This is a genomic window from Ewingella sp. C233 (assembly GCF_055407225.1).
Map to the genome: position 1 here is coordinate 1,481,542 of NZ_JBUZRI010000001.1, position 21,055 is coordinate 1,502,596.

A 21,055-nucleotide genomic window follows, 5' to 3' on the forward strand; every position below is an offset into this window, starting at 1 on the left:
CCGCCGTTTTTAGCCCTGTTGGGAAATTTCCGGTACTAATATCCATTCGGCGCTGTCGTTCCAGACATCCATGCGGGTGATTTTACCGTCGCGGATCTCATAGCGGTCAACATAACGGTTACCGGCAAACGCCCGGCCGTCTGGCCATTCGCCATACAGCGTGCCATTTGAATACACTACCGTGTGGTCCCCTTTTTCCATCCAGTCATACTGGCCGATAGACTTTTTCACCCAAGCATAACGCGCGCCGTTAAACGCGGTGATGTGGTGTGCATCCGGCATGGCCCGCTTTCCCGTGAAGGTGATCACCACATCGGGTGCCATATAGGTGGCGGCTTTTACTGGGTCCGGCGCCATAGAGGCGGCAAGGAAATTGCTAACAATCTCCACGGCATCATTCTGTTTTTTCATCTTATTTCCTCTCCTTTATGGGTGCGCTGAAATGGCAGCTCGTGTGCTATTGGTGCAATCAATGCCCGCTGCCAGTGCGTCTGTCGTTACGGATCATAGTTTACCTGCGCAATGTCGCCACGTTAACAGTGGCACTCATATTGCTAGCAATAATCATGCTAATGCTAGCAAGTGGAGAGGAATAAATGAACAAATCGTTAAGCACCGGTTGGCGTATCCTGAATGCCCGCCTGCCCGATCGGGAAAATGTGACGTTGTGGATTGAAGATGGCCGGTTTGTAGAGCAGCCCGGACATCAGGATCATCAAACCCTCGACTTGCAGGGTAAACTGGTGCTCCCCGGCCTGATTGAAACCCACATCCATCTGGATAAAGCCTGCATTATGTCCCGCTGCACGCTGAAGGCTGGCACGTTGAGCGAAGCCGTTGAACAGACCCGTTTAGCCAAGCAGGAGTTCACTGAAGAGGATGTATACCAGCGCGGCGCGCAGGTGCTGCGTCACGCCATTATTCAGGGCACCACACATATGCGTACCCACGTCGAGATTGACCCGCAGATCGGCCTGACTGGCTTTCGCGCCATCCGCCGTTTACAGGCTGATTTCGCCGCCGCCGTAACGCTGGAGATTTGTGTTTTTCCGCAGGAGGGAATGCTGAATAATCCGGGGACTGAAGCGTTGTTATGTCAGGCCCTGGAACAAGGGGCGGATCTGCTGGGCGGCTGTCCTTACACGGACAGCGACCCCGCAGGGCAGATAGAACGGCTGTTCGAACTGGCGTGCCGTTATGATTGCTGTCTGGATTTTCATCTGGATTTTGACCTCAACCCGCAGGGTATGCAGTTAGAAACGGTCATCGATTGTACGAGGCGATTTCAGCGCGCGGGTCGCGTTACCGTCGGGCATGTGACCAAGCTGTCAGCCCTGCCAGCCGCACATATTCACACGCTTGGGCATGCGCTGGCGCAGGCGGGTGTTCAGGTGACGTCGCTGCCTTCTACCGATCTCTTTCTTACGGGCCGCGAACACTTTCACCTAAAACCGCGCGGGCTGGCCCCGCTGGCCGCGCTCGATGCCTGCGGCGTCACCTGCTCGATCTCCAGCAATAATATTGGCAACCCATTTACCCCCTATGGCGATGCTTCGCTGGTGCGGCAGGCCAATCTGTTCGCCAACGTGTCACAGCTGGCGACCGGCGCGGAGTTATTACGCTGTCTGGCGTGGATTTCAACGGAGTCTGCCAAAATGCTGCGCCTGAAAGACTACGGCTTAACGCCCGGCTGTCATGCCGATTTTGTGGTCTTCGATGCCCCGTCGGCGTCGGCGGTCATTGCACAGATAAGTCCACCGGTGATGGGTTTTAAAGCGGGGATACAGACGTTTGAGCGCCCGGCGGCGCGGCTGCTCAACGGACAACATTGAGAACCGTCCGCGACTGATGAAATCGGTGCGGCACAAGCCCCGGCTCCGCCACCGGCAGGCTGAAAATGTCCCCGGCCAGCGGAAAGCGACGCAGCTCGTCCGGTGTCATGCCGAATCTGGCGCTGGTGATAAACAGCGTCGCCAGCCCTTCTGCGCCAAAACAGCAACTGGTGGGCCGTGGCACCGGCATATCGACTTTTTGCAGCAGGTGACCTTCGGCAGAATAATGCAGCAGGCAGCCGCCGTTGAACTGACACACCCAGATATTGCCCGCAATATCGGCAGCAATACCGTCGGGTCTGCCAAGTTCGGCGGGGGTTTGCACCAGCAGCCGGGCATTGTGCAGCGTGGCGTCGAGGGCACGCCAGTCCGCCTGATAAATTGCCCGTGCCACCGAATCGACGTAATAAACGGTGTCGCCGCTGGCCGACCAGGCAATGCCGTTGGGCAACCCCATGCCGCTCAGCAGACCGGTTTTTTGCAGATCCGCGCCGTACCCGTGCAGACTGCCGGAGCCAGGCGAATGCGCTTCATCCATCAGGCCGGTGATAAAGCGCCCCTGCGGATCACAGCCCCCGTCGTTATACCTGAACGAGGAGGGCATGCCGGCCTGCGCGCTGCGCGCCGTGACTTTTTCAAGACGCAGGTCAAACAGCACCACCTGCCGGTCTTCGGTAAAGATCAGGTTACCGTCTGACGTCATCGCCAGCGCGCCGACCCGCTGTCCGCAGCGGTAGACCCGCCTGGGCGGCTGGCTGCCCTGAAGAGCAAGGATCTCCCCTGCCGTAATATCGATGTAAAACAGCGTGCTGGTCAGCGCGTCCCATACCGGGCTTTCGCCCAGACAAGCCTGAGCCGGTGAAAAATGACAAGGACGGTGGATGGGTTTCATCTTAATACTCCCTGATGGTCAGCCACTGGTCGCGGACACTTTCGGGCGTTGTGGCGCTGATGCGGGCCAGATCGTGCGGGTAATTGACGCCGGGGTTTTCGCTAAAGCGGCAGGCGGTAAACTGCCCGTTGCTGGCGCGCAGGATCACGCCACTCTCCTGACAGGCTTCTGATGCCAGAAAGATCACGCCCGGCACCACCGATTCGGTCGTCAGGTTTTCCGGTTTGCCGCTGACGCCCCACATGCGGGTTTTCGCCACCGGCGAAATGGCGTTAACCAGAATGCCCTCCGGTCTCCCTTCCATCGCCAGCGCATTCATGATGCCAAGCTGCGCCATCTTTCCGGCTGCGTAGGCGCATAAACCCGACTGCGCGTACTCAGTAAACATGGCGCGGTCGGAGGTAGTCAGGACAATACGCGGGTTGCCGGATTTTTTAAGATGCGGCCAGGCGTGTTTGCACAGCCATAATGGCGCGTATAAATTGATGCCCAGTGCGCGATCGACAAAGGTCAGGTCTGTCTCCTCAACCGGCTGGTAACCGACCCAACCGGCGTTATGGATCAGAATATCGAGGCCGCCAAATCGGCCGACCGTCTGCTCAATCAGTTCCCGGCAGTCGGCTTCATTCGAAGAGTCACCATGATGGGCAACCGCCTCAAAACCCTGCCGCACCAGTGCTGCCACGGCATTCTGTACTACGGTGGCATCACTGCCTGTGCCGCGGTTATCGGTTCCGGCATCCGCCAGTATCACTTTTGCGCCGCGCCTTGCCAGTTCGGTCGCGTAAGCCAGACCCAGCCCCCGGCCCGCACCGGTGATCACCGCAATTTTGTTTGTGAAATTCATCCATCACCTCGCTGTAAAAACCCAAGGTTACCCCTCTGCCGCCGCGATGTTGAATACCGTTCAACCGCCTGACTGATATAAAATTAATATCAGTAACCTCGCTTACCCCGCGCATAATGTATTAATGCCAACTCAGAGAGAAAAATGGGAATGATTGAAACCCGCGTACTAAAGCAGTTTCTGGTGGTGGCCGAAGAGCTGAATTTCCATCGGGCGGCGCGGCGGCTGCATATGTCTCAGCCGCCGCTGAGCGTGGCTATCCGCCAGCTGGAGGAGAAGCTCGGTCTGACGCTGTTTATCCGCGACCGGGGCGGCGTGCTGCTGACCCCTGCCGGGGATTCTTTCGTGCAAACTGCCGGTGCGATGCTGCAGGCGCTGAACGAGGGGATCAGTCAGGCACGAAATATTGCCGGGGGAAAGGCAGGAAAACTGACCATCAGTTCGGTTTCGCTGGCGGCCTACCCGACCTTGCTGGAGCCGCTGCGGCGGTTCAGACAAGGTTACCCGCAGGTGGAACTGGTGATTAAAGAGATGCCGTCTGCCCTGCAAATTCAGGCGTTACAACGGGGTGAGACCGATCTGGCGTTTGTGAGAAAACCAGCGCTGATGCCGCAGGAGATCACCTCAGCGCTGTTTTTAACCGAAGAAATTCGGGTGGCCCTGCCTGCGCAGCACCGGCTGGCGGCAGAGAAAACCCTCGAGTTGGTGCAGTTAGCGCAGGAGGATTTTGTTTTCACGCCGGAACGCCTCGGCGACGGGTATTACCATCAGTTGATCGGGCTTTGCATTCAGGCAGGGTTTTACCCCAAAATTGTGCAGGAAGCGGCGCAGCTCAGTACGCTGATTGCGTTAGTGTCCTGCGGTTTTGGCGTGGCACTGGTGCCGGAATCACTGGCGGGACAGACCTTCAGCGACAGCGTGCGATTTTTGCCTTTACGGACAGACAGCAGCTCACCCTGTGTTGAGCTTTTGATGTTACAGCGAGCCGGAACTGCGTCACCGCTGCTGTCAAATTTCCTGGCGCTGCTTAACAGTGCATGTGTTTTAACCAACAATAAGGATTTCAGATCATGAAAACAGCAGGATGGCTGCTGCCCGCAATCCTGACGCTGGCGGGATGTGCGACCTCCAGCACCGGCCAGCATCACGGCCAGACGCTGAGTCAGGCACTGGCTCCCCTCGGTTCTGCTCCGGCGTTAGCGGGGGCGTCAACCGGGCTTATCGTGCGTGACGCCAACAGCGGTAAGGTGCTGTATCAGATGCACAGCGACCTGCGCATGGTGCCCGCCTCGAACATGAAACTGCTGACATCGGTCGCCGCTTTCGGCGTTTTGGGGCCGGATTATCGCTTTGAAACCCGTCTGCTCACCTCTGGCCGCCAGCACGGCGACAGACTACAGGGTGATATTTATTTGCAGGGCAGCGGCGACCCGACCCTGCAATCCGCCGATCTGGACGCCTTTGCCGCGCAGCTGGCACAACAGGGTATCCGGCACATTCACGGGCGGCTGCTGTTAGATGACAGCGCCTTCGACAGCGTGCCTTTTGGTCAGGGCTGGAGCTGGGACGATGAACTTTTCGCGTTCGCCGCACCCATTTCTGCGCTGAATTACACCTTTGGCCCTGAGGGAGATATCAACGTCGTGCGCGTGGATGTGCACCCCGGTGCCAGCAATGCCTCACCCGCAGTGATCGCTGTTTATCCCGCAACGACCGGCGTCACGCTCGTCAATAACACGACTACGGGCGACGCGACGGCATTAAGCGTCAACCGGCGCGCGGGCAGTAATCAGATTGTGGTGAGTGGAACGATTGCCGCACAAAGCGAAACCTGGTCACGTCAGGTCACTGTGGATGACCCCACGCAGACGGTCGGTTTGCTGCTGTCCGCCGCCCTGAAACAGCATGGGATCACGCTGCGCGGGGGGATTGCCAAAGCCACGGCACCAGTCAGCGCCACCGTACTTGCCAGCAAAACCTCCCCCCCGCTTTCCCAACTGGCCGTCACGTTCCTCAAGCTGTCAAACAACAGCTATGGCGAAATCCTGACAAAAGCCATGGGTCGTCAGGCGCTGGGAAAAGGGGACTGGGGATCAGGACTGCAAACTCTGCATCAGTATTTGCGCCAACAAGGCATTAATACTGACACCCTGCGGCAGGTTGACGGCTCCGGGCTGTCGCGCATGAATCAGGTGACGCCAGAACAGCTTGCGTCGGTGTTGTTCGTCGCCCGCCAACAGCCGTGGTTTAACGCCTGGCATAATGCGCTGCCGGTCGCCGGTGAACCCGGACTGATGGTAGGCGGCACGCTGCGTAACCGCATGATCAATACGCCAGCCGCCGGGCGCACCTACGCTAAAACCGGTTCACTGACGGGTGTGTCTTCGATCAGTGGCTATGTGGATTCGGCGACCGGAAGGCCGCTGGTGTTTTCGATGATCAGTAATAATTATCTGGTTCCCGGCGCACAGATTAAAGCGCTGGAAGATAAGATGGTGGTCACGCTGGCCTCCTGCGACGCCAGCGTGGTGTGTCGTTAAACGTCGTGCACTGCTAACTCAGAGATCGGCCAGCGCCTGACGCAGGTTGACGTCGCCTCCCGGCGTGTCTTCCAGCGTCAGTTGCTGTTCGAGTTCATCAAGGTGTTCGGTCATCACGGCGGCGGCCTGTTCGTTGTCACCGGCTTCCAGCGCGGTGATAATGGCCTGATGCTCGTCCGACTGGCAGGATGGCACGTCGTTACGCTGATATAAGGCCACGATCAGCGAACTGCGCACCATCAGATTGGCAAGAATTTCACTCAGTACGTCGTTGCCACAAATTTCACCCAGCATCAGATGGAATTCACTCAGTTCGCGGACAATCGCCTGCCTGTCGGTGGCGTTGGTGGCTTCACGTTCACCGCGTAAATGCGCGGCAATGCGGTGCCGGTGGCGACGCATCAGATCAGGCGTGATGGTTTCGACAATCGCCCGTTCGATGGCGCGGCGGGCGGTAAACACTTCGCGCGCCTCTTTGGCGGTCGGCTGTGCAACCATCGCACCCCGGTTGGGTTCGATGGTGACAATACGCTGCATCGCCAAACGTTGTAGTGCGACCTGAACGTGGTTGCGGTTGGCGCTCAGCGCTTCCACAATTTGGGATTCAATCAGCCGGGAGCCCGGCCGCAAACGATGTTGAGCAATGGCTTTTGACAGAACGTCGACAATACGCTGAACTTCCAGCTGCTTGGCGGTGGTGGGTTGTGTACTCATTAAAGCCGGATGCCTCGTTGCTGATGACTGATTCCTGAGATAAGGAATGGACATGATGTAGGGAAAAGGCACGTATTATCACTCAACTTTAGCATCCCCGCACGCTTTGCCCAACGCTGAATAATTCACATCCGTATCCTTTTCGGACTTTTCGTCACACCCGTAGTGACGATATAGCGCAACGAACAGGACACGGGGAAAACGATGAAACAGGCATTATTGAATCATATTGTGAATATTTTACTGCTGTGTGCAGGCGCCTTTCTGGTGGTCGGGGTGATTTATCTCGATATCGCCATTTTCAAAAATAACGTCGGGGAGATCTCCGCGACCGAAATAGTGCAGGAGATGGTGCTGTTTGCCGTCAGCGCCCTGTTCTTCTGGCAGGTGGCGCGCCATCCCGCCCTGCGCGGCGGGATGATGCTGATTGGCGGGTTCTTCGGCTGCATGTTTATCCGCGAACTCGACGCCGCTTTTGACCTGATCTATCACGGATCCTGGGTCTACTTCGCCAGCCTGCTGGCCCTTTTCTGCATCGTCCGGGCGGCGTTCACCCCCAAAACCACTCTACGCGGGTTATCGGCATTTCTCGCCCACCCGGCCTGTCACTACATGGTATGCGGGCTGGTGCTGGTTCTGGTGTTTTCACGGGTGTTTGGCATGAACGCCATCTGGAAAGTGGTGATGGAGGGTGAGTACGTGCGTGCGGTGAAAAACATCGTGGAGGAAGGCACAGAATTTATGGGTTACGTACTGTGCCTGGGGTCTGCGGTGGCCTTTATCCGCCGTAAAGAGACGCTGAAAACCTTGTAATCCCTCCCTTCCTTCTCCGCAAATTACGGCCTTTCTGAGTCGATATACGTTCACATTCAGAAAGGCCGCTTCAGCGATTACTGGCTTACCGCATCACGGATTGGCGTCTCGCCGCCGCGCAGTTCCCACTGCTGGCCGATGGCGTTCGGCGCCTGTAATACCGCCACTACCACCAGCGCAACGTCTTCGCGCGTCACCTCACCGCGTCCGGCATCGGGCGACAGCGTCACCAGACCGGTAGCCGGCGAGTCCGTCAGCGGGCCGGGACGGATTATCGTCCAGTCCAGCGCGCTTTTACGCAGTTCGATATCCGCATCCCGTTTGGCTTCCAAATAGGCTTTCCAAACCGGATCGGTATCCGGTTTTATCGGGTTATCGACTCCGATGGCGGAGATCTGGATAAAGCGCCGTACACCGGCTTTATGCGCCGCTTCAGCCAGCAGCACGGAACCGGCAAAATCAACGGTTCTTTTGCGTTCGGCGCTGGAGCCGCCTCCGGCACCGGCGGCAAAGACCACCGCGTCCACGTCCTGCAGGCAGCTTGCCAGCTGGCCAGCCGTGGCATTTTCGATATCGAGCAGAACCGGCTCAGCGCCGAGTTTCCGCATGGCGGGCACCTGCTCCTCTTTACGGACAATCCCAATCGCGTCCATGCCCTGCGCGACCAAATGTTTGATGATCAGCTGGCCAATCTGACCGTGAGCTCCCACTATTGCGACCCTGGTCATAACATCTCCCATGGTTTACGTCTGTTTGCACACCGACTGTTAACTGTAGCACAGGGTTTTGGTTCGGGTCTGGCCGTGGCCGATTGTGGTTGACCGCCACTTGGCAAGACGTGCTACCCTGAGCGGCATAATTATTTCTGATAGAAACTATTCACGAGAGAAACCTGTGACGACCTCCAGCCGCCCCGAAGCTCACTCCCCGATCCTGCGTTTTTTGCCCGAAACCATTCACATCGGACGCCAGTTGCGTACCTATTGCGATGCGCGATTTAAAACCATCGGGCTGACGCTGGCGCGTGGCCAGGTGCTACTGCATCTGGAAGCGGCCAAAGGCCGTCTGCCGCAGGGCGAACTGACGGCGCTGCTGGAAGTGGAGCACCCTACCGCGATTCGCCTGTTTGACAGTTTGCAGGCGCTGGGGTTTCTGGAGCGCTGTCCGGGCGAGCAGGATCGCCGCTCGAAAGATATCGTGCTGACCGAAGCCGGTATGGCGCTGGCGACGGAAGTCCGTTCGATGACCGACGAGATCCTCATCCGCGTGATGCAGGGGATCCCTGAAAAAGACGTCGCCGTTGCCCGTCAGGTCATGGCGAATATTGCCTCCACGCTGGCGGCCATGTAGCCGCCACACCCCTCTCGGAATCATTCATTTCATACGTATTCACGACTGTAAAAATCACTTCAATGAATAATTGATCTGGACACCTTTGACACTTCTGTTTACATTGTTGCTATATATGTAGCTAGCTACAATGTAGCCGGGTAATTACCTGGCGCATTTTCACGGATAAGGTTTACTCATGACTACGGGATCAACGCCAGCACCTCAGATCGATCCCACCGCAGAGACCGGACATACGCCGCAGTCGGTACCCGCCTCGCCGCATCATCCTTTTGCCGCTCAGGTCAGCACCTGGCTGTGCCGTTTCCCAAAATGGCGCATTGTGGTGTATGCGCTGGCGTCATTAATCATCGGCATGACACAGGGGCTGGGCATAAATCTGGTGGCATCCAACCTGCCCGGTATTCAGGGGTCGCTCGGTATTACCGCTACCGAAAGTTACTGGCTGGTGGCGGCCTACACCGCGACCAGCGTCAGCGGCACGATCCTGCTTTATAAAATCCGTACCCAGTTTGGTATGCGCCGCTTCGGCGAATATGGCCTGCTGTTTTTTGCCGCTGTGTCGCTGGCGCAGGTCTTTACCCATGATTTCCAGACAGCTGTCGCGGTGCGTGCGGTGATGGGTTTTGCGATGGCCTCGCTCGGGCCGCTGGCGATTTTTTATATGTTCGAAATTTTCCCTCCGGCCAAAAAACTGACCGCCGGACTCTGTCTGGGACTGGCGGGCAGCCAGATTGCCCAGCCGATCTCACGCATTATTTCGCCACATCTGCTGGATCTGGGCCACTGGCATCAACTGGCGTTTCTGGAGTCTGGCCTCGCGCTGATCTGTCTGGTCATTATCTGGATCCTGCCGCTGACCCATCCGCCACGCGTGAAAGTGTTCGAGCGCATTGACTGGCTGAGTTATCCGCTAATTGGCACCGCCGTGGCCTGTATCTCTGTGGTGCTGACACTTGGGCGTTATTACTGGTGGTTTGAGAAACCGTGGCTGGGCGAAGTGCTGGTGCTCGGCATTATTACGCTGACGCTGGCGTTTATGGTTGAGCTGAAACGCAAGAATCCGATCATCGATTTGCGCTGGCTGATGACGCCTGAAATGCTGATGTTTACCGGCTCGATGCTGTTCGTGCGCATGTTGCTGAGCGAGCAGACCACCGGCATGGTGGGGTTTCTGACGCTGGTCGGTTTGCAAAATGACCAGTTGGTGACGCTGTTCTGGATCGTGCTGGCGATGACGTTCGCCGGACTGGTGTTTGTGAGCATTATTCATCGCGCAGACCGGATCGTGTATATCCATTTGTTCGCCATGGTGCTTATCGCCACCGGCGCGTGGATGGACGCCCACTCCACCGTCGATACACGGCCTGAGCAGTTTTACATCAGTCAGGGAATGATTGCTTTTGCCGGTGCCATTTTTCTGCCGACCTCGCTGTGGCTGGGGTTTGTGAGAGCGTTGCAGTTCGGCCAGAGCCAGATTATCAGCTTTATTCTGGTGTTTCTGACCACGCAGAACATCGGCGCTCAGGTTGGCAGCGCCTTCCTCGGCACGATTCAAATCCTGCGGGAAAAATTTCACTCCAGTGTGCTGGTCGAGGGGATTTCGCTGCAAAACCCGTACGTGGTTGAACGCGTGGCGCACTACAGCCAGGCGCTGAAACCGGTGATTGGCGACAGCACGCAGCTGAATGCGCAGGGGCTGGCGCGGCTGAGCTTCAGCGCTACGCAGCAGGCCGGGCTACTGGCCTATAACGACGTGTTCATGGTGGTTTTTTACATGGCATGGGGCTGTTTCGCCGTGCTGGTACTGCATATCGTGGTACCGAAAATAGCCGCAAAAATAAGTGCATCCAGATGCGCGGGCGATGCTTCGACCGCCTAATTTATTTCAATTTTTTCAACCCTTCATCCAGAGATGTGATCTATTTTATGAAAAATATTTTCCGTTATCCGTCCATTATTGTGGTGCTGTGTTTGGGGATTATCGGGGTGTTTATCGTGCTCTACACCTGGCAACTGTTCCCGTTCAGCTCAAAGGTTGAGACCACGGACAACGCCTATGTACGCGGCAACGTCACGCTGGTCAGCCCGCAGGTGTCGGGCTATATCACCGCGGTGCAGGTGCAGGATTTTATGCCGGTAAAACGGGGCGACGTGTTGTTTGACATTGACGACAGCACCTACCGTCAGGAGTTGTTGCAGGCCGAAGCTGCCGAAGCGCAGCAACAGGTGACGCTGGATAATTTCGGCCAGAACCGGGCGTCGGGCGCGGCCAGCCTGCAACTGGCGGAGGCCGAGTTGCAAAGTGCACAGGCCACCGCCAATAAAGCCTCGCTGGATTCGAGTCGTAACGGCCCGCTGCTGGCCAGCGGCGTGGTGGCGAAAACCACCGGAGATGAAGTGCGCGCCGCCCAGCTCAAAGCGCAGGCAGAAGTGGCAAAAGCCAAAGCCTCCGTTAATATCGCCCGCCAGGACCTGGCTTTAATTGACGCCGGTAAAGCATCGTTGCAGGCCGCCTTAAAATCCGCACAGGCCAAAGTCGCCGTGGCACGCATTAACCTGCAACATACGCGGATTATCGCCCCGGCCGACGGCCAGCTCGGCGAAGTCAGCGGCCGTGCGGGGCAGTATGTGTCGGCGGGTACCCTGCTGACCTCGGTCACGCCGGAAACGGTGTGGGTCAATGCGAATTTCAAAGAACGACAGCTGGCTGAGATGGCCACCGGAATGCCGGTTACGTTTACGGTGGATGCGCTAGACGATCATAAATTCAACGGGCATATCTCGCGAATTTCCCCGGCGACGGGCTCTGAGTTCAGCGTGCTGAAAGCCGATAACGCCACCGGGAATTTCACTAAGATTTCACAACGTATAGCGGTCCGAATTGAGATAGCCCCCCACCAGCCGCAAAGCAAACAACTGCGGCCAGGGATGTCGGCGGTGGTCGATGTTGATACTGCCGTGAGGGAATGAAGTCAGCGACGATGGGCCAGCGCCCTGACCACGCGGTCACCCAGCATCTGAATAATTTGCACCATCACCACCAATACCACGATGGTGGCAACCATCACCTGATTGTTGAAACGCTGATAACCGTAGCGGATCGCCAGATCCCCCAGCCCGCCGCCGCCAATCACGCCCGCCATCGACGAGAAACCAATCAGCATCACGATGGTCAGCGTCAGCCCCGCCAGCAGTGCGGGCAACGCCTCGGGCAACAGCACGGTGAAAATCACATAACGCAGCCCGCCGCCCATCGCCTGAATGGCTTCGATGCGGCCTTTGTCCACTTCATCCAGCGCGTTCTCGACAATGCGCGCAAAAAACGGGATCGCCCCCAGCGTGATAGGCACGACGGCGGCGGTACTGCCGAGCGTGGTGCCTACAATCAGACGGGTCAGCGGGATGAGTGCAATCAGCAGCACCACAAACGGCAGCGAACGGCCAATATTGACCACCGTGCCGAGCGTAGCGCTCACTTTTGGTAACGGCGTTAGCCCGTGACGGCGGCTGATAAACAGCAGCACGCCGAGCGGTAAACCGACCAGCAGTGTAAAAAATGTCGCCAGCGTCACCATATAGAGCGTTTCGCCGGTGGCATTGAGCACCAGCGCGTAGAGTTCATCCCACGACAAACTGTTTCTTATACCCATTCGGCTTTCACTCCACGCTGATTCAGAAACAACATCACTTCAGACAAGTCCACACCGCCCATCGGCGGCTGGAAAGCCACCCGTAAACGGCCCACGCGCTGACCGGCTATCGACTCCACGCCGCCGCCAAATAAGGTCACGCCAACGCCGTGAATCTGTGCCAGCGAGCTAAGCACCGGCGAGGCCCGCAAAATGTCGTAAAACGTCAGCTCCGCCACCGGCAGCAGCGGATTGACCGGCAGTTCCGGCAAACCGCAGTCGGGCATCAGCGCTTTGCCGAGCAGCGAATTGGGGTCTGCCAGCAACCGGGCTATCGGCCCGCTCTCTTGCAATTTTCCACCCGACAGCAGCGCCGCATGGTCGCAGATGGATTTCACCACGTTGAGTTCATGGGTGATGAGTACAATGGTCAGCCCAAGTTGCTGATTAATGCTACGCAATAAGGCCAGTATTGACTCAGTGGTTTCCGGGTCCAGCGCGCTGGTCGCTTCGTCTGATAACAGATAGCTGGGCCGCGCCGCCAGCGCACGGGCGATGCCGACGCGCTGCTTCTGTCCCCCGGAAAGCTGCGAGGGAAAGGCGTGGGCTTTATCGCTAAGGCCCACTAAGTCCAGCAGTTCCGCCACGCGCTTTTTACGCTCGTTGCGGCCAATTCCGGCAATTTGCAGCGGCACCGCGACGTTATCGCTGACGTTGCGCGCATGGAGCAGATTGAAATTCTGAAAGATCATGCCGATACGCTGACGCTGCAACCGCAGGTCTTTGTCGCTGAGTTGCGTCAGGTCGTGTCCGTCAACCAGAATACGGCCCGAATCGGGCCGCTCCAGTAAATTCAGACAGCGGATCAGGGTACTTTTCCCTGCACCGCTGCGGCCAATAATGCCGAACACCGCACCGTCGTTAATGGTCAGAGAGACATCCTGTAACGCCGGAGCGCCCTGTCCTGCATACTGTCTGGTCAGATGTTCGGCAACTATCATGATTTATCGCCTGCCGCGGAGACCGGGATGACCGAGCCCTGATATTTGTCAGTAATGAATTTTGCCACTTCCGGTGACTCCAGATCTTTGGCCAGTTGCTTGATTCGCGGGTCAGACGCCAGTTTTTCGCTGGTGACCAGAATGTTGGCGTACGGATTGCCCTTGGCTTTTTCCAAACCCAGCGCATCTTTGGCCGGACTCAGCCCGGCTTCCAGCGCATAGTTACCGTTGATCACAGCCAGATCGACATCATCCAGCGAGCGTGGAATTTGCGGTGATTCAATCTCAATGATTTTCAGGTGTTTCGGGTTATCCGCGATATCTTTTGGGGTGGCCTGATCTTTGGCCGGATCATCAAAGCCCGGTTTGAGGGTGATCAGCCCCTGATCGCGCAGCAGATAAAGTGCGCGGCTCAGGTTGGTGACGTTATTCGGCACCGCCACTTTGCCGTTGTCCGGCACCTCTTTGTAGCTTTTGTATTTGCTGGAGTAGACGCCCAGCGGCTCAATGTGCACGTTGGCAGCCACGGCAAACTTCACGCCCAGCGCCTGTTCCTGTGAACGCAGGTACGGCAGATGCTGGAAATAGTTGGCATCCACGTCGCCGTGTGCCAGCAGTTCGTTAGAGTTCACGCCGTTCGGGATTTCGATGATTTTCAGATCCAAACTCGGATCAATTTTCTGCACATACGCCAGAATTTCAGCGTGCGGCACCGGGTCAGCGGCAACCCGTAAAGGTTCGGCGGCAAAAGCCGACACTGACGCAACCAGTACTGCTGCTGCGCAGAAACGCCCGATGACCGACGGGGAAAGAGACCAACCTGCAACCACATTTTTCAGCATAGAGAACCCTTAGTATTGTTGTTTTATGGTGTGACGAAACGATCGTGTGACGAAAAGAGCATCAGGCCGTGGCGGTCAGAATGTCAGCGTAGAAGCGCTGTGCCACGTCAGGGTGCGAACGCAAGCGGCCTTTAAGATAGTTAAAGCCCACATCGCGAAATAAAGGGTTAAGCGGATCGCTGGCCGGGCCGCGTGCGTCGCGTGCCAGTTCTGCCGGCAGCGGAAAGAGCGGCACCACGGCGTCAAGTTGTGCGCCGAGGAAAAAGGCTAACGACAGACGTTCCTGTCCGGCCGGTGGCGACACCACGCGGTGCACGGTGGCCCGCAGATAGCCGTTAGTCGCAAGTTCCAGCAGTTCGCCGATATTGACCACCAGCGTATCTTCCAGCGGCAGGGCATCCACCCACTGACCCTCTTCAACTTCCACCTGCAAGCCGCGCTGCTGGTCCTGTAACAGGAAGCTCAAAAAACCGGAGTCTTTGTGCGCGCCAACGCCCTGTCCGCTCTGGCCTTCGCTGTGACCGGGATAGCGGATCAGTTTGATATGTTCATTTGGTTTCTCGCCGTACAGCGGGTCGAAGGTTTTCTCCGGCAATTCCAATGCCAGCGCAAAGGCGCGCAGCAGGCGCAGCGACATTTGGGTCATCTCCTGCTGCCAGCGCAGCAATAGCGGGCGCAGTTCCGGCAGAGAGTCCGGCCATTGGTTCGGCCCCTGTAATCTCGCCCAGCCCGGCGTTTTGGCTTCCAGCGGCAAAGGCTGACGCTCAGCGCCCAGATCAAACTGTTCGCGCCAGTCCGGCTGACCACGGGTAATTTCTGACGCCGCCCGGTTGTAGCCGCGAAAGTGCGGAGAGTTGATCATCCCCACCGCCAGTTTCTGTTCATCTGGCAGCGCAAAGAAGGCGCGTGAGGCTTGCTGGACATCGCTCAGCAATTGTTTATCAATGCCGTGGCCTTTCAGATAGAAAAAACCGATATCCCGCGCCGCGGTGCGCAGTTGCGACAGGAAGTTGTCGCGGGCTTCACCCGGTTGTGCGAACTGAGTGAAATCAATTAAGGGAATGCTGCTCACTTTACTTTCTGACATAACGTCTCCCATTTTAATATGGCGCCTCCTGTGCGGAGTCATAAAATAACGCTAACACTGGCGCACTCAGGCGCTCTAATATTTAAAACGACTAAGATATGACGTTAATTTAAATGGCGAAAATAACCAAAGAACCACGGAAATCTAATACTCTATAAATATGATTTATAAGGATTTTATAAAAACGAAATGAAACGAAAGCAAGCTATATTCAGCAGGTGGGTGAGGTTTTGCGATTAATAGCTAAGGGAATTAAGAGGATTAAGCAGGACGGCATATTGATGTCGCCTTCCCCTGAAGAAAGAGGAAGGCGTATACGGAGGGTTATTTTTTAGATGAACCTAAGTAGCGATAAACCACGCTGAGATCCTGTTCGCCATAGCCGGCATCCACGGCGCTTTGCCAGGTTTCGCTGATGCGCTTCATCACCGGCAACTGGCGGTTTTCACCGGCCTTAAGCGCCAGATTGATGTCTTTCAGCGCCCAGGTCAGATGCATCTGTGGCGTGTAGTCGCCGCTTTTGAACATCTCCATTTTGCCTTTGATATAAGGCGCGGCTAACGGGCCGCCTTCCAGCACATCCCAGAGCTCATCGGTGGTGAAACCGAGCTCATCGGCCAGCTGGGCGCTTTCGGCGATGCCTTCCATCATGGAAATCAGCCAGGCATTGACCACCAGTTTCATTTTCGATGCCCTGCCCGCTTCGCCGAGCCACTTCACGCCTTTGGAGATGGCGGCGAATACCGGTTCAACATTGGCGGCTGCGGCGCGGTCACCACTGGCTAACACTACAATCTGCGCATTTTCAGCCGGGGTTTTGGTGCCTGACACCGGCGCATCGATAAACACGGCGTCCGGGCGTTGCTGCCCGACCAGCGCAATCAGCGCGTCGGTGGCTTCCACGCCCAACGTTCCCATCTGGGCAATGATCGCGCCCTGCTTCAGCCCGGCCAGTAAACCATCATGACCTTCAAACACGGCCTGTGTGGTTTTGCCGTCGGTCAGCATGGTGATCACCACATCAACCCCTTCGACGGTTTCACGTACGGTTTTGCCCTGGATCGCGCCACCTTTAACCAGACTGTCCGCCCGTGACGCGGTACGGTTCCAGACGTGGGTTTCGAAGCCCTTTTTCAGCAGGTTGGCCGCAAACGCATGGCCCATTGCGCCCAGTCCCAGCACGGCGACGGTGGGTTGTTGACTCATAAAAATCTCCTCCGGTTAAAGTGAAAATGGATCATAGATCGCGTTCTATCGTAACATGCAGGCTATGACGTTATGATTTACATCGATTTATCAACGCGGTCTATCAATCAATGCGGGCTGCTCAGGAGAGAACGTGGTCGGAAATAAGAGCAAAGTAATACTCATCGGTATGATTTCAGCCATTTTTATCATCATGGTGGTGATGTTAGGGTCCGTTTACGTTTATCCGATGTGGATGCAGCGCACCACGCCACAAGCCTGTGCTGACATCACCCCGCAAAATGCCATTGACAGCGTCACCGCAGATTTCATGCAAAACCGCATTCCTAACTGGGGCAACGATAAAGACAACATCGGCACCGCTGTGCCCATCCTGTCGTTCGTTAGCGAAGACGTGAAAAACGACCAAGGCACCTACCGCGTACCTTTCACCGCCAAAGGCCCGGATGGTGAGCTGCATTATGTGGGGAATTTTAACTGCACGAATCATTACATTAAGTATTCGACGGTCGACTAACTGCTGTGAGTCATGGGCGGCTGCCCAAACCTGCTAAATCTTCTTTAAATTCAAATTCAAATTCAAGGTCGTGGGCACCGGCCCACACCGGGTTAAGGGCAGTAAACGCTGCCCTTAACAATCCTGCGTTTTTTCTCTGCTGCAACACCGCAGCTGCGCTGGTCACAATGGGCGTGTTGCAGTTGCCTCTGTTATAGCCGCAAAATCCCGCCGCGTTGCGGTCCCCTCCGTTCGGGCTTCAACCCGCGTAAAAAGACACGCGGTTTTGCGCCTCTCCTCCGGCGGCATTTTTGAATGCGGCCCATACATTTTTTAAAAACAAACACAGATCTGAATTTGAATTTGGAGTAAAAAATTTAAAGGCTTTTCCAAAAAGCCAAAATTTCCCTTCACATCGCGACATTCTTAATTAGAATGCAAATCGTTATTATTTGCATTTCAGGGAAAGTTCACGTGATCGTTAAAAAAAACCACAATATCGCCACGAGCGGATTGAAAAAATCCGTACTGGCACTGGCCATCTTCAACTGTTCTTCACTCATGGCGGCAACAGAAACTACACCGCAGGCGGATACGCTGACGGTGACCGCTGACGATAATTCACCTTACGCGACCGACTACAGCGCCAGTCAGTCCTCTACCGCCAGTAAAGGCGAAACGCCCCTCATTGATACACCACAGTCGGTCAGCGTGGTGACGGCATCGATGATCGATGATTATCAGATGAAGTCTCTGAACGACGCGATGACATTTGTCAGCGGCGTGACTCAGGGCAATACGCTGGGCGGAACGGAGGATGGTTTCGTTAAACGCGGGTTTGGCGCTAACAGTGACGGGTCTGTTTTGCTCGACGGCGTGCGCAGTAATCAGGGGCTGGGATTCAACGCCACCACTGACCACGTCGAAGTGCTCAAAGGCTCGGCGTCACTGCTCTACGGCATTCAGAATCCCGGCGGCGTGATCAATATCATCAGCAAGAAACCGCAGTATGACTGGAATACGCAGGTCAGCGGCAGCACCGGGGGATCGGGTGGCGGGAGCGGCGCGATTGATGTCACCGGCCCGCTGGGTAATGGTTTTGCGTTTCGCATGATCGCCGAAAGGCAATCTGATGACTACTGGCGTAACTTCGGCAAAGATCAGCACACCCTGCTCGCGCCCTCCCTCAGTTGGTTCGGCGATAAAGCCAGTTTCAATATCAGCTATCAGGAGTACAAATACGATATTCCTTACGATCGCGGCACCGCGTTTATCAACGGCCAACCGATCGACATTCCCTATGAGCGCCGCCTTGACGAGCAGGCTAACCATGCCTGGGGCAAAAATAAGCGCCTGAATACCACCTGGGAATATGAACTCAGTCCGGAGTGGAAAACGCGTCTGACTTACGCCTGGATGCAGCGCCGTTATGACAGTAACGAAGTGCGCGCAACGGCCATTAACACCACGACCGGCGCGGTAACCCGCCGTGCCGATGCCAACCGAGGTTTTAATCATCAAACTGATTACACCGCGTGGGACTGGATTGGCACGCCCGAAATCTTCGGCATGACCCATGACCTGCTGCTCGGGGTGGATTATGAGAAAAATGAAACCTATAAGCAGTACTCGTATCGCGGCAAAGTGAACAATCAGTTCAATATGTATAACCCGGTGTATGGACTGTCACCGACCACCGACAGCAGCACCTACAACGACAAGCTGAGTAATCTGCGCAATACGCTCTACAACAAATCTGTGTATGTGAAAGACAGCATTCACTTTACTGACCAGTGGATTGGTGTGTTGGGCGGCCGCTATCAGCAATATAACCAGAAGTCCTCGTATGGTTTTGTTGACCCGACGCAAACGCTGGATAACACCGATACCAAATTCCTGCCACAACTGGGGCTGGTATATAAGCTGACGCAGGATGTGTCGTTTTATGGCAGTTTCAGCCGCTCGTTTACGCCGTCTACCGACACCGATGACGACGGTAACGTCGCGCAGCCTGAGTTGGGGACAACCTATGAAGTGGGCACCAAATGGCAAGTCTCCCCGCGCGTGGATGCCACGCTGGCGCTGTACCGTATCGATGAAAAAGACATGTCGGTATTCATCAATGGCGTGACGCGCAGCATTCCGAAAGCGCGCTCAACCGGTGTTGAACTGGAAGTGAATGGCGAGATTGCCACCGACTGGAACGTCAGCGCCAACTACAGCTACGACAAAACCGAAATCACGCAGGATAACGTCAATCAGGACAACGTCGGTAACCGGTTAGTCAACGCGCCAACTCAGATGGGCAGTCTCTACCTGAGCCATACCCTGCGCTGGGTACCGGTGCCGGGCGATGTCCGCGTCGGCGGTGGTGCCCGTTATGTGGGCAGCCGCGCCGGGGATCCTGAAAACAGTTTCACCATGCCGTCCTACACCGTGGCCGATGCGTTTGTTGCCTGGGACAGCCCGCTGTTGGGTAAACACACCAAGCTACAGCTGAACGTGAATAATCTGTTCAATAAGGAATATTACTCGTCCAGCGCCGGTAACCTGCGGGTTATTGAAGGTGAACCGCGCAATGTGGTGTTGTCTGCGGTGGTCGATTTTTAAGGCTTTTGCGTCCCCTGATTATGGGGGACGCAAAATTACCCCTTAATTTGCACGGGGGCGAAGCTGCGTCCAGTACGTGCCGCTAAATGGAATAGGCAGGAACTGCGCGTAAAGGTCTTTTATTGTCTGCTGCGGACTGACGTCCTGAAACAGTTGCGGATAGAGCGCTTTGGCAAAGACTTCGACATCAACCATATGGTAGGGGCTAAGGTAGAAATTATGCCAGACCGCATACGCACGCCCCTCCCTGACCGCCGTCAGATGCGAGAGCAGCGGCTGTTTGTCCATCATCAGACGAAAACTTCCCTGCGCCTGAACGGCAGAAACCAACGGTCCGAGCAGGATCTCTGATCCCGGATTTGCCTGCGGGCTCCCCATACCGGTACTGATATACACATCAGGGTTGGCGGCAATCACCGCTTCCGGGTTCATTTCGCCAAACACGCTTTTAAATGCGCCACGGGCAATATTGTCACCCCCGGCAAAGTTGAGTAAATCCGCCAGATTGCCGTGAGACACCGTGGTACAGCAGCCTTCACGGCGGCCCGGTTGCAGTTGCAGCATGACGCGGGTTTTCGTGCCGTGATACTGCGCAATGCGCTCTTTTACCCGATCCATATGTTGCTGATAAAAAGCGATAAAGCGCTCCGCTTTCTGCGGGTTGTTCAGCACCTCGCCCAGCAGTCTGACGCTCGGTACGGTGTTGTTGATTTGATCAACGCGCAGATCAACGTAGATCACCGGGATACCGGCACGGGTCAGGCTCTCCTGCATCTGGTCGTGATCGGCGGGTTGTTTGGCGTAACGCGGCAGGATCACCAGATCCGGATGCAGCGCGATGACTTTTTCCGGGTTCATCTGGGTGAAGTTATTTTTGCCGAATTGGGGAATATTGGCGATATCCGGGAAGGCCTTGACGTAAAGCTGCCAGCTCTGCGGATCGAGATTTTGCATATCCCCCGGCCAGCCCACCACGTTTTTGGCCGGGTTGCCTTCTTGTACCAGGCTGAGCGTATACAGCATACGGCTCTCCCCCAGCACGATACGCTGAGGGTGATCCGGCACTTCAACCGTACGGTCATAGAGGTCAACCACCGTTCTGGCCTGCGCCAGCCCCGTGATCATCAGGGTTGTAAGTAACAACATCCGGCAGGAAATACGCATAACGTCTCAGAATCCAGTGAACAGGCTGA

Annotated in this window: 20 protein-coding genes; 9 read left to right on the forward strand and 11 right to left on the reverse strand. The window is 56.2% G+C overall.

Annotated elements, in window-relative coordinates:
- Positions 1-9: 9 nt before the first annotated feature.
- Positions 10-411 (reverse strand): nuclear transport factor 2 family protein, encoded by a 402-nt coding sequence (locus ACZRKO_RS06670; RefSeq protein ID WP_463736434.1) that lies wholly within the window; start codon positions 409-411, stop codon positions 10-12.
- Positions 412-596: 185 nt separating this feature from the next.
- Between ACZRKO_RS06670 and ACZRKO_RS06675 the strand changes: the two genes are divergently transcribed.
- Positions 597-1,832: an amidohydrolase family protein gene (locus tag ACZRKO_RS06675; protein WP_463736435.1), complete on the forward strand. Its 1,236-nt coding sequence runs from the start codon at positions 597-599 to the stop codon at positions 1,830-1,832.
- On the opposite strand, the gene ACZRKO_RS06680 is transcribed toward ACZRKO_RS06675, so the two are convergent.
- Both ACZRKO_RS06680 and ACZRKO_RS06685 read right to left on the reverse strand, forming a co-directional pair.
- A complete protein-coding gene (locus ACZRKO_RS06680; protein WP_463736436.1) occupies positions 1,816-2,724 on the reverse strand; it encodes an SMP-30/gluconolactonase/LRE family protein in 909 nt (302 codons plus the stop codon). The two genes, ACZRKO_RS06675 and ACZRKO_RS06680, sit on opposite strands and share 17 nt — an antisense overlap.
- Before the next feature lies 1 nt (position 2,725).
- A complete protein-coding gene (locus tag ACZRKO_RS06685) occupies positions 2,726-3,571 on the reverse strand; it encodes an SDR family NAD(P)-dependent oxidoreductase (RefSeq protein ID WP_463736437.1) in 846 nt (281 codons plus the stop codon).
- 150 nt (positions 3,572-3,721) lie between these two features.
- Between ACZRKO_RS06685 and ACZRKO_RS06690 the strand changes: the two genes are divergently transcribed.
- Complete coding sequence (locus ACZRKO_RS06690; RefSeq protein ID WP_463736438.1) at positions 3,722-4,645, forward strand: LysR substrate-binding domain-containing protein; 924 nt, start codon at positions 3,722-3,724, stop codon at positions 4,643-4,645.
- Entirely contained in the window at positions 4,642-6,111 is a 1,470-nt protein-coding gene (gene dacB / locus ACZRKO_RS06695; protein WP_463736439.1) for a D-alanyl-D-alanine carboxypeptidase/D-alanyl-D-alanine endopeptidase, read from the forward strand. Before ACZRKO_RS06690 ends, dacB begins: the two co-directional genes overlap by 4 nt.
- A gap of 18 nt (positions 6,112-6,129) precedes the next feature.
- Here the strand turns inward: dacB and ACZRKO_RS06700 are convergent, their stop codons facing one another.
- Positions 6,130-6,825, reverse strand: coding sequence for a GntR family transcriptional regulator (locus ACZRKO_RS06700; protein WP_463736440.1), 696 nt, complete (start codon positions 6,823-6,825; stop codon positions 6,130-6,132).
- A gap of 204 nt (positions 6,826-7,029) precedes the next feature.
- Here ACZRKO_RS06700 and ACZRKO_RS06705 point away from each other — a divergent pair, with 204 nt between their 5' ends.
- Positions 7,030-7,638 (forward strand): hypothetical protein, encoded by a 609-nt coding sequence (locus tag ACZRKO_RS06705; RefSeq protein ID WP_463736441.1) that lies wholly within the window; start codon positions 7,030-7,032, stop codon positions 7,636-7,638.
- 77 nt (positions 7,639-7,715) lie between these two features.
- On the opposite strand, the gene ACZRKO_RS06710 is transcribed toward ACZRKO_RS06705, so the two are convergent.
- A complete protein-coding gene (locus ACZRKO_RS06710) occupies positions 7,716-8,366 on the reverse strand; it encodes an SDR family oxidoreductase (RefSeq protein WP_463736442.1) in 651 nt (216 codons plus the stop codon).
- 166 nt (positions 8,367-8,532) lie between these two features.
- Here ACZRKO_RS06710 and ACZRKO_RS06715 point away from each other — a divergent pair, with 166 nt between their 5' ends.
- The 3 genes from ACZRKO_RS06715 to ACZRKO_RS06725 all read left to right on the forward strand — a co-directional run bounded on the left by ACZRKO_RS06715 (position 8,533) and on the right by ACZRKO_RS06725 (position 11,961).
- Positions 8,533-8,988 carry a MarR family winged helix-turn-helix transcriptional regulator gene (locus ACZRKO_RS06715; protein ID WP_463736443.1) on the forward strand — a complete coding sequence of 152 codons (456 nt, stop codon included), beginning with the start codon at positions 8,533-8,535 and terminating at the stop codon, positions 8,986-8,988.
- 178 nt (positions 8,989-9,166) lie between these two features.
- A complete protein-coding gene (locus ACZRKO_RS06720) occupies positions 9,167-10,870 on the forward strand; it encodes an MFS transporter (RefSeq protein ID WP_463736444.1) in 1,704 nt (567 codons plus the stop codon).
- A 47-nt stretch (positions 10,871-10,917) separates the two neighbouring features.
- Complete coding sequence (locus tag ACZRKO_RS06725) at positions 10,918-11,961, forward strand: HlyD family secretion protein (RefSeq protein WP_463736445.1); 1,044 nt, start codon at positions 10,918-10,920, stop codon at positions 11,959-11,961.
- 2 nt (positions 11,962-11,963) lie between these two features.
- On the opposite strand, the gene ACZRKO_RS06730 is transcribed toward ACZRKO_RS06725, so the two are convergent.
- The 5 genes from ACZRKO_RS06730 to ACZRKO_RS06750 form a co-directional block, all read right to left on the reverse strand.
- Entirely contained in the window at positions 11,964-12,641 is a 678-nt protein-coding gene (locus ACZRKO_RS06730) for a methionine ABC transporter permease (protein ID WP_463736446.1), read from the reverse strand.
- Positions 12,632-13,621: a methionine ABC transporter ATP-binding protein gene (locus tag ACZRKO_RS06735; protein WP_463736447.1), complete on the reverse strand. Its 990-nt coding sequence runs from the start codon at positions 13,619-13,621 to the stop codon at positions 12,632-12,634. Before ACZRKO_RS06735 ends, ACZRKO_RS06730 begins: the two co-directional genes overlap by 10 nt.
- Positions 13,618-14,463: a MetQ/NlpA family ABC transporter substrate-binding protein gene (locus ACZRKO_RS06740; protein ID WP_463736448.1), complete on the reverse strand. Its 846-nt coding sequence runs from the start codon at positions 14,461-14,463 to the stop codon at positions 13,618-13,620. Before ACZRKO_RS06740 ends, ACZRKO_RS06735 begins: the two co-directional genes overlap by 4 nt.
- Positions 14,464-14,524: 61 nt before the next feature.
- Positions 14,525-15,550 carry an isopenicillin N synthase family dioxygenase gene (locus tag ACZRKO_RS06745; RefSeq protein WP_463736449.1) on the reverse strand — a complete coding sequence of 342 codons (1,026 nt, stop codon included), beginning with the start codon at positions 15,548-15,550 and terminating at the stop codon, positions 14,525-14,527.
- A gap of 324 nt (positions 15,551-15,874) precedes the next feature.
- Positions 15,875-16,756 carry an NAD(P)-dependent oxidoreductase gene (locus ACZRKO_RS06750; RefSeq protein ID WP_463736450.1) on the reverse strand — a complete coding sequence of 294 codons (882 nt, stop codon included), beginning with the start codon at positions 16,754-16,756 and terminating at the stop codon, positions 15,875-15,877.
- Positions 16,757-16,889: 133 nt separating this feature from the next.
- On the opposite strand from ACZRKO_RS06750, the gene ACZRKO_RS06755 reads away from it, so the two are divergent.
- Together ACZRKO_RS06755 and ACZRKO_RS06760 are read left to right on the forward strand one after the other, a co-directional pair.
- Complete coding sequence (locus tag ACZRKO_RS06755) at positions 16,890-17,273, forward strand: YebF family protein (protein WP_463736451.1); 384 nt, start codon at positions 16,890-16,892, stop codon at positions 17,271-17,273.
- Positions 17,274-17,813: 540 nt separating this feature from the next.
- Positions 17,814-19,862, forward strand: coding sequence for a TonB-dependent siderophore receptor (locus ACZRKO_RS06760; protein ID WP_463737494.1), 2,049 nt, complete (start codon positions 17,814-17,816; stop codon positions 19,860-19,862).
- Positions 19,863-19,904: 42 nt separating this feature from the next.
- Here ACZRKO_RS06760 and ACZRKO_RS06765 read toward each other — a convergent pair whose 3' ends face one another.
- Positions 19,905-21,026 (reverse strand): ABC transporter substrate-binding protein, encoded by a 1,122-nt coding sequence (locus tag ACZRKO_RS06765; RefSeq protein ID WP_463736452.1) that lies wholly within the window; start codon positions 21,024-21,026, stop codon positions 19,905-19,907.
- Between the last annotated feature and the right edge of the window lie 29 nt (positions 21,027-21,055).

Bases quoted from the DNA above. Each gene is read 5' to 3' on its own strand.
- ACZRKO_RS06730 (WP_463736446.1), bottom strand. From the start codon at position 12,641: ATGGGTATAAGAAACAGTTTGTCGTGGGATGAACTCTACGCGCTGGTG.
- ACZRKO_RS06700 (WP_463736440.1), bottom strand. From the start codon at position 6,825: ATGAGTACACAACCCACCACCGCCAAGCAGCTGGAAGTTCAGCGTATT.
- ACZRKO_RS06760 (WP_463737494.1), top strand. From the start codon at position 17,814: ATGGCGGCAACAGAAACTACACCGCAGGCGGATACGCTGACGGTGACC.
- ACZRKO_RS06690 (WP_463736438.1), top strand. From the start codon at position 3,722: ATGATTGAAACCCGCGTACTAAAGCAGTTTCTGGTGGTGGCCGAAGAG.
- ACZRKO_RS06720 (WP_463736444.1), top strand. From the start codon at position 9,167: ATGACTACGGGATCAACGCCAGCACCTCAGATCGATCCCACCGCAGAG.
- ACZRKO_RS06740 (WP_463736448.1), bottom strand. From the start codon at position 14,463: ATGCTGAAAAATGTGGTTGCAGGTTGGTCTCTTTCCCCGTCGGTCATC.
- ACZRKO_RS06745 (WP_463736449.1), bottom strand. From the start codon at position 15,550: ATGTCAGAAAGTAAAGTGAGCAGCATTCCCTTAATTGATTTCACTCAG.
- ACZRKO_RS06735 (WP_463736447.1), bottom strand. From the start codon at position 13,621: ATGATAGTTGCCGAACATCTGACCAGACAGTATGCAGGACAGGGCGCT.
- ACZRKO_RS06725 (WP_463736445.1), top strand. From the start codon at position 10,918: ATGAAAAATATTTTCCGTTATCCGTCCATTATTGTGGTGCTGTGTTTG.
- ACZRKO_RS06685 (WP_463736437.1), bottom strand. From the start codon at position 3,571: ATGAATTTCACAAACAAAATTGCGGTGATCACCGGTGCGGGCCGGGGG.
- ACZRKO_RS06710 (WP_463736442.1), bottom strand. From the start codon at position 8,366: ATGACCAGGGTCGCAATAGTGGGAGCTCACGGTCAGATTGGCCAGCTG.
- dacB (WP_463736439.1), top strand. From the start codon at position 4,642: ATGAAAACAGCAGGATGGCTGCTGCCCGCAATCCTGACGCTGGCGGGA.
- ACZRKO_RS06750 (WP_463736450.1), bottom strand. From the start codon at position 16,756: ATGAGTCAACAACCCACCGTCGCCGTGCTGGGACTGGGCGCAATGGGC.
- ACZRKO_RS06705 (WP_463736441.1), top strand. From the start codon at position 7,030: ATGAAACAGGCATTATTGAATCATATTGTGAATATTTTACTGCTGTGT.
- ACZRKO_RS06670 (WP_463736434.1), bottom strand. From the start codon at position 411: ATGAAAAAACAGAATGATGCCGTGGAGATTGTTAGCAATTTCCTTGCC.
- ACZRKO_RS06765 (WP_463736452.1), bottom strand. From the start codon at position 21,026: ATGCGTATTTCCTGCCGGATGTTGTTACTTACAACCCTGATGATCACG.
- ACZRKO_RS06675 (WP_463736435.1), top strand. From the start codon at position 597: ATGAACAAATCGTTAAGCACCGGTTGGCGTATCCTGAATGCCCGCCTG.
- ACZRKO_RS06680 (WP_463736436.1), bottom strand. From the start codon at position 2,724: ATGAAACCCATCCACCGTCCTTGTCATTTTTCACCGGCTCAGGCTTGT.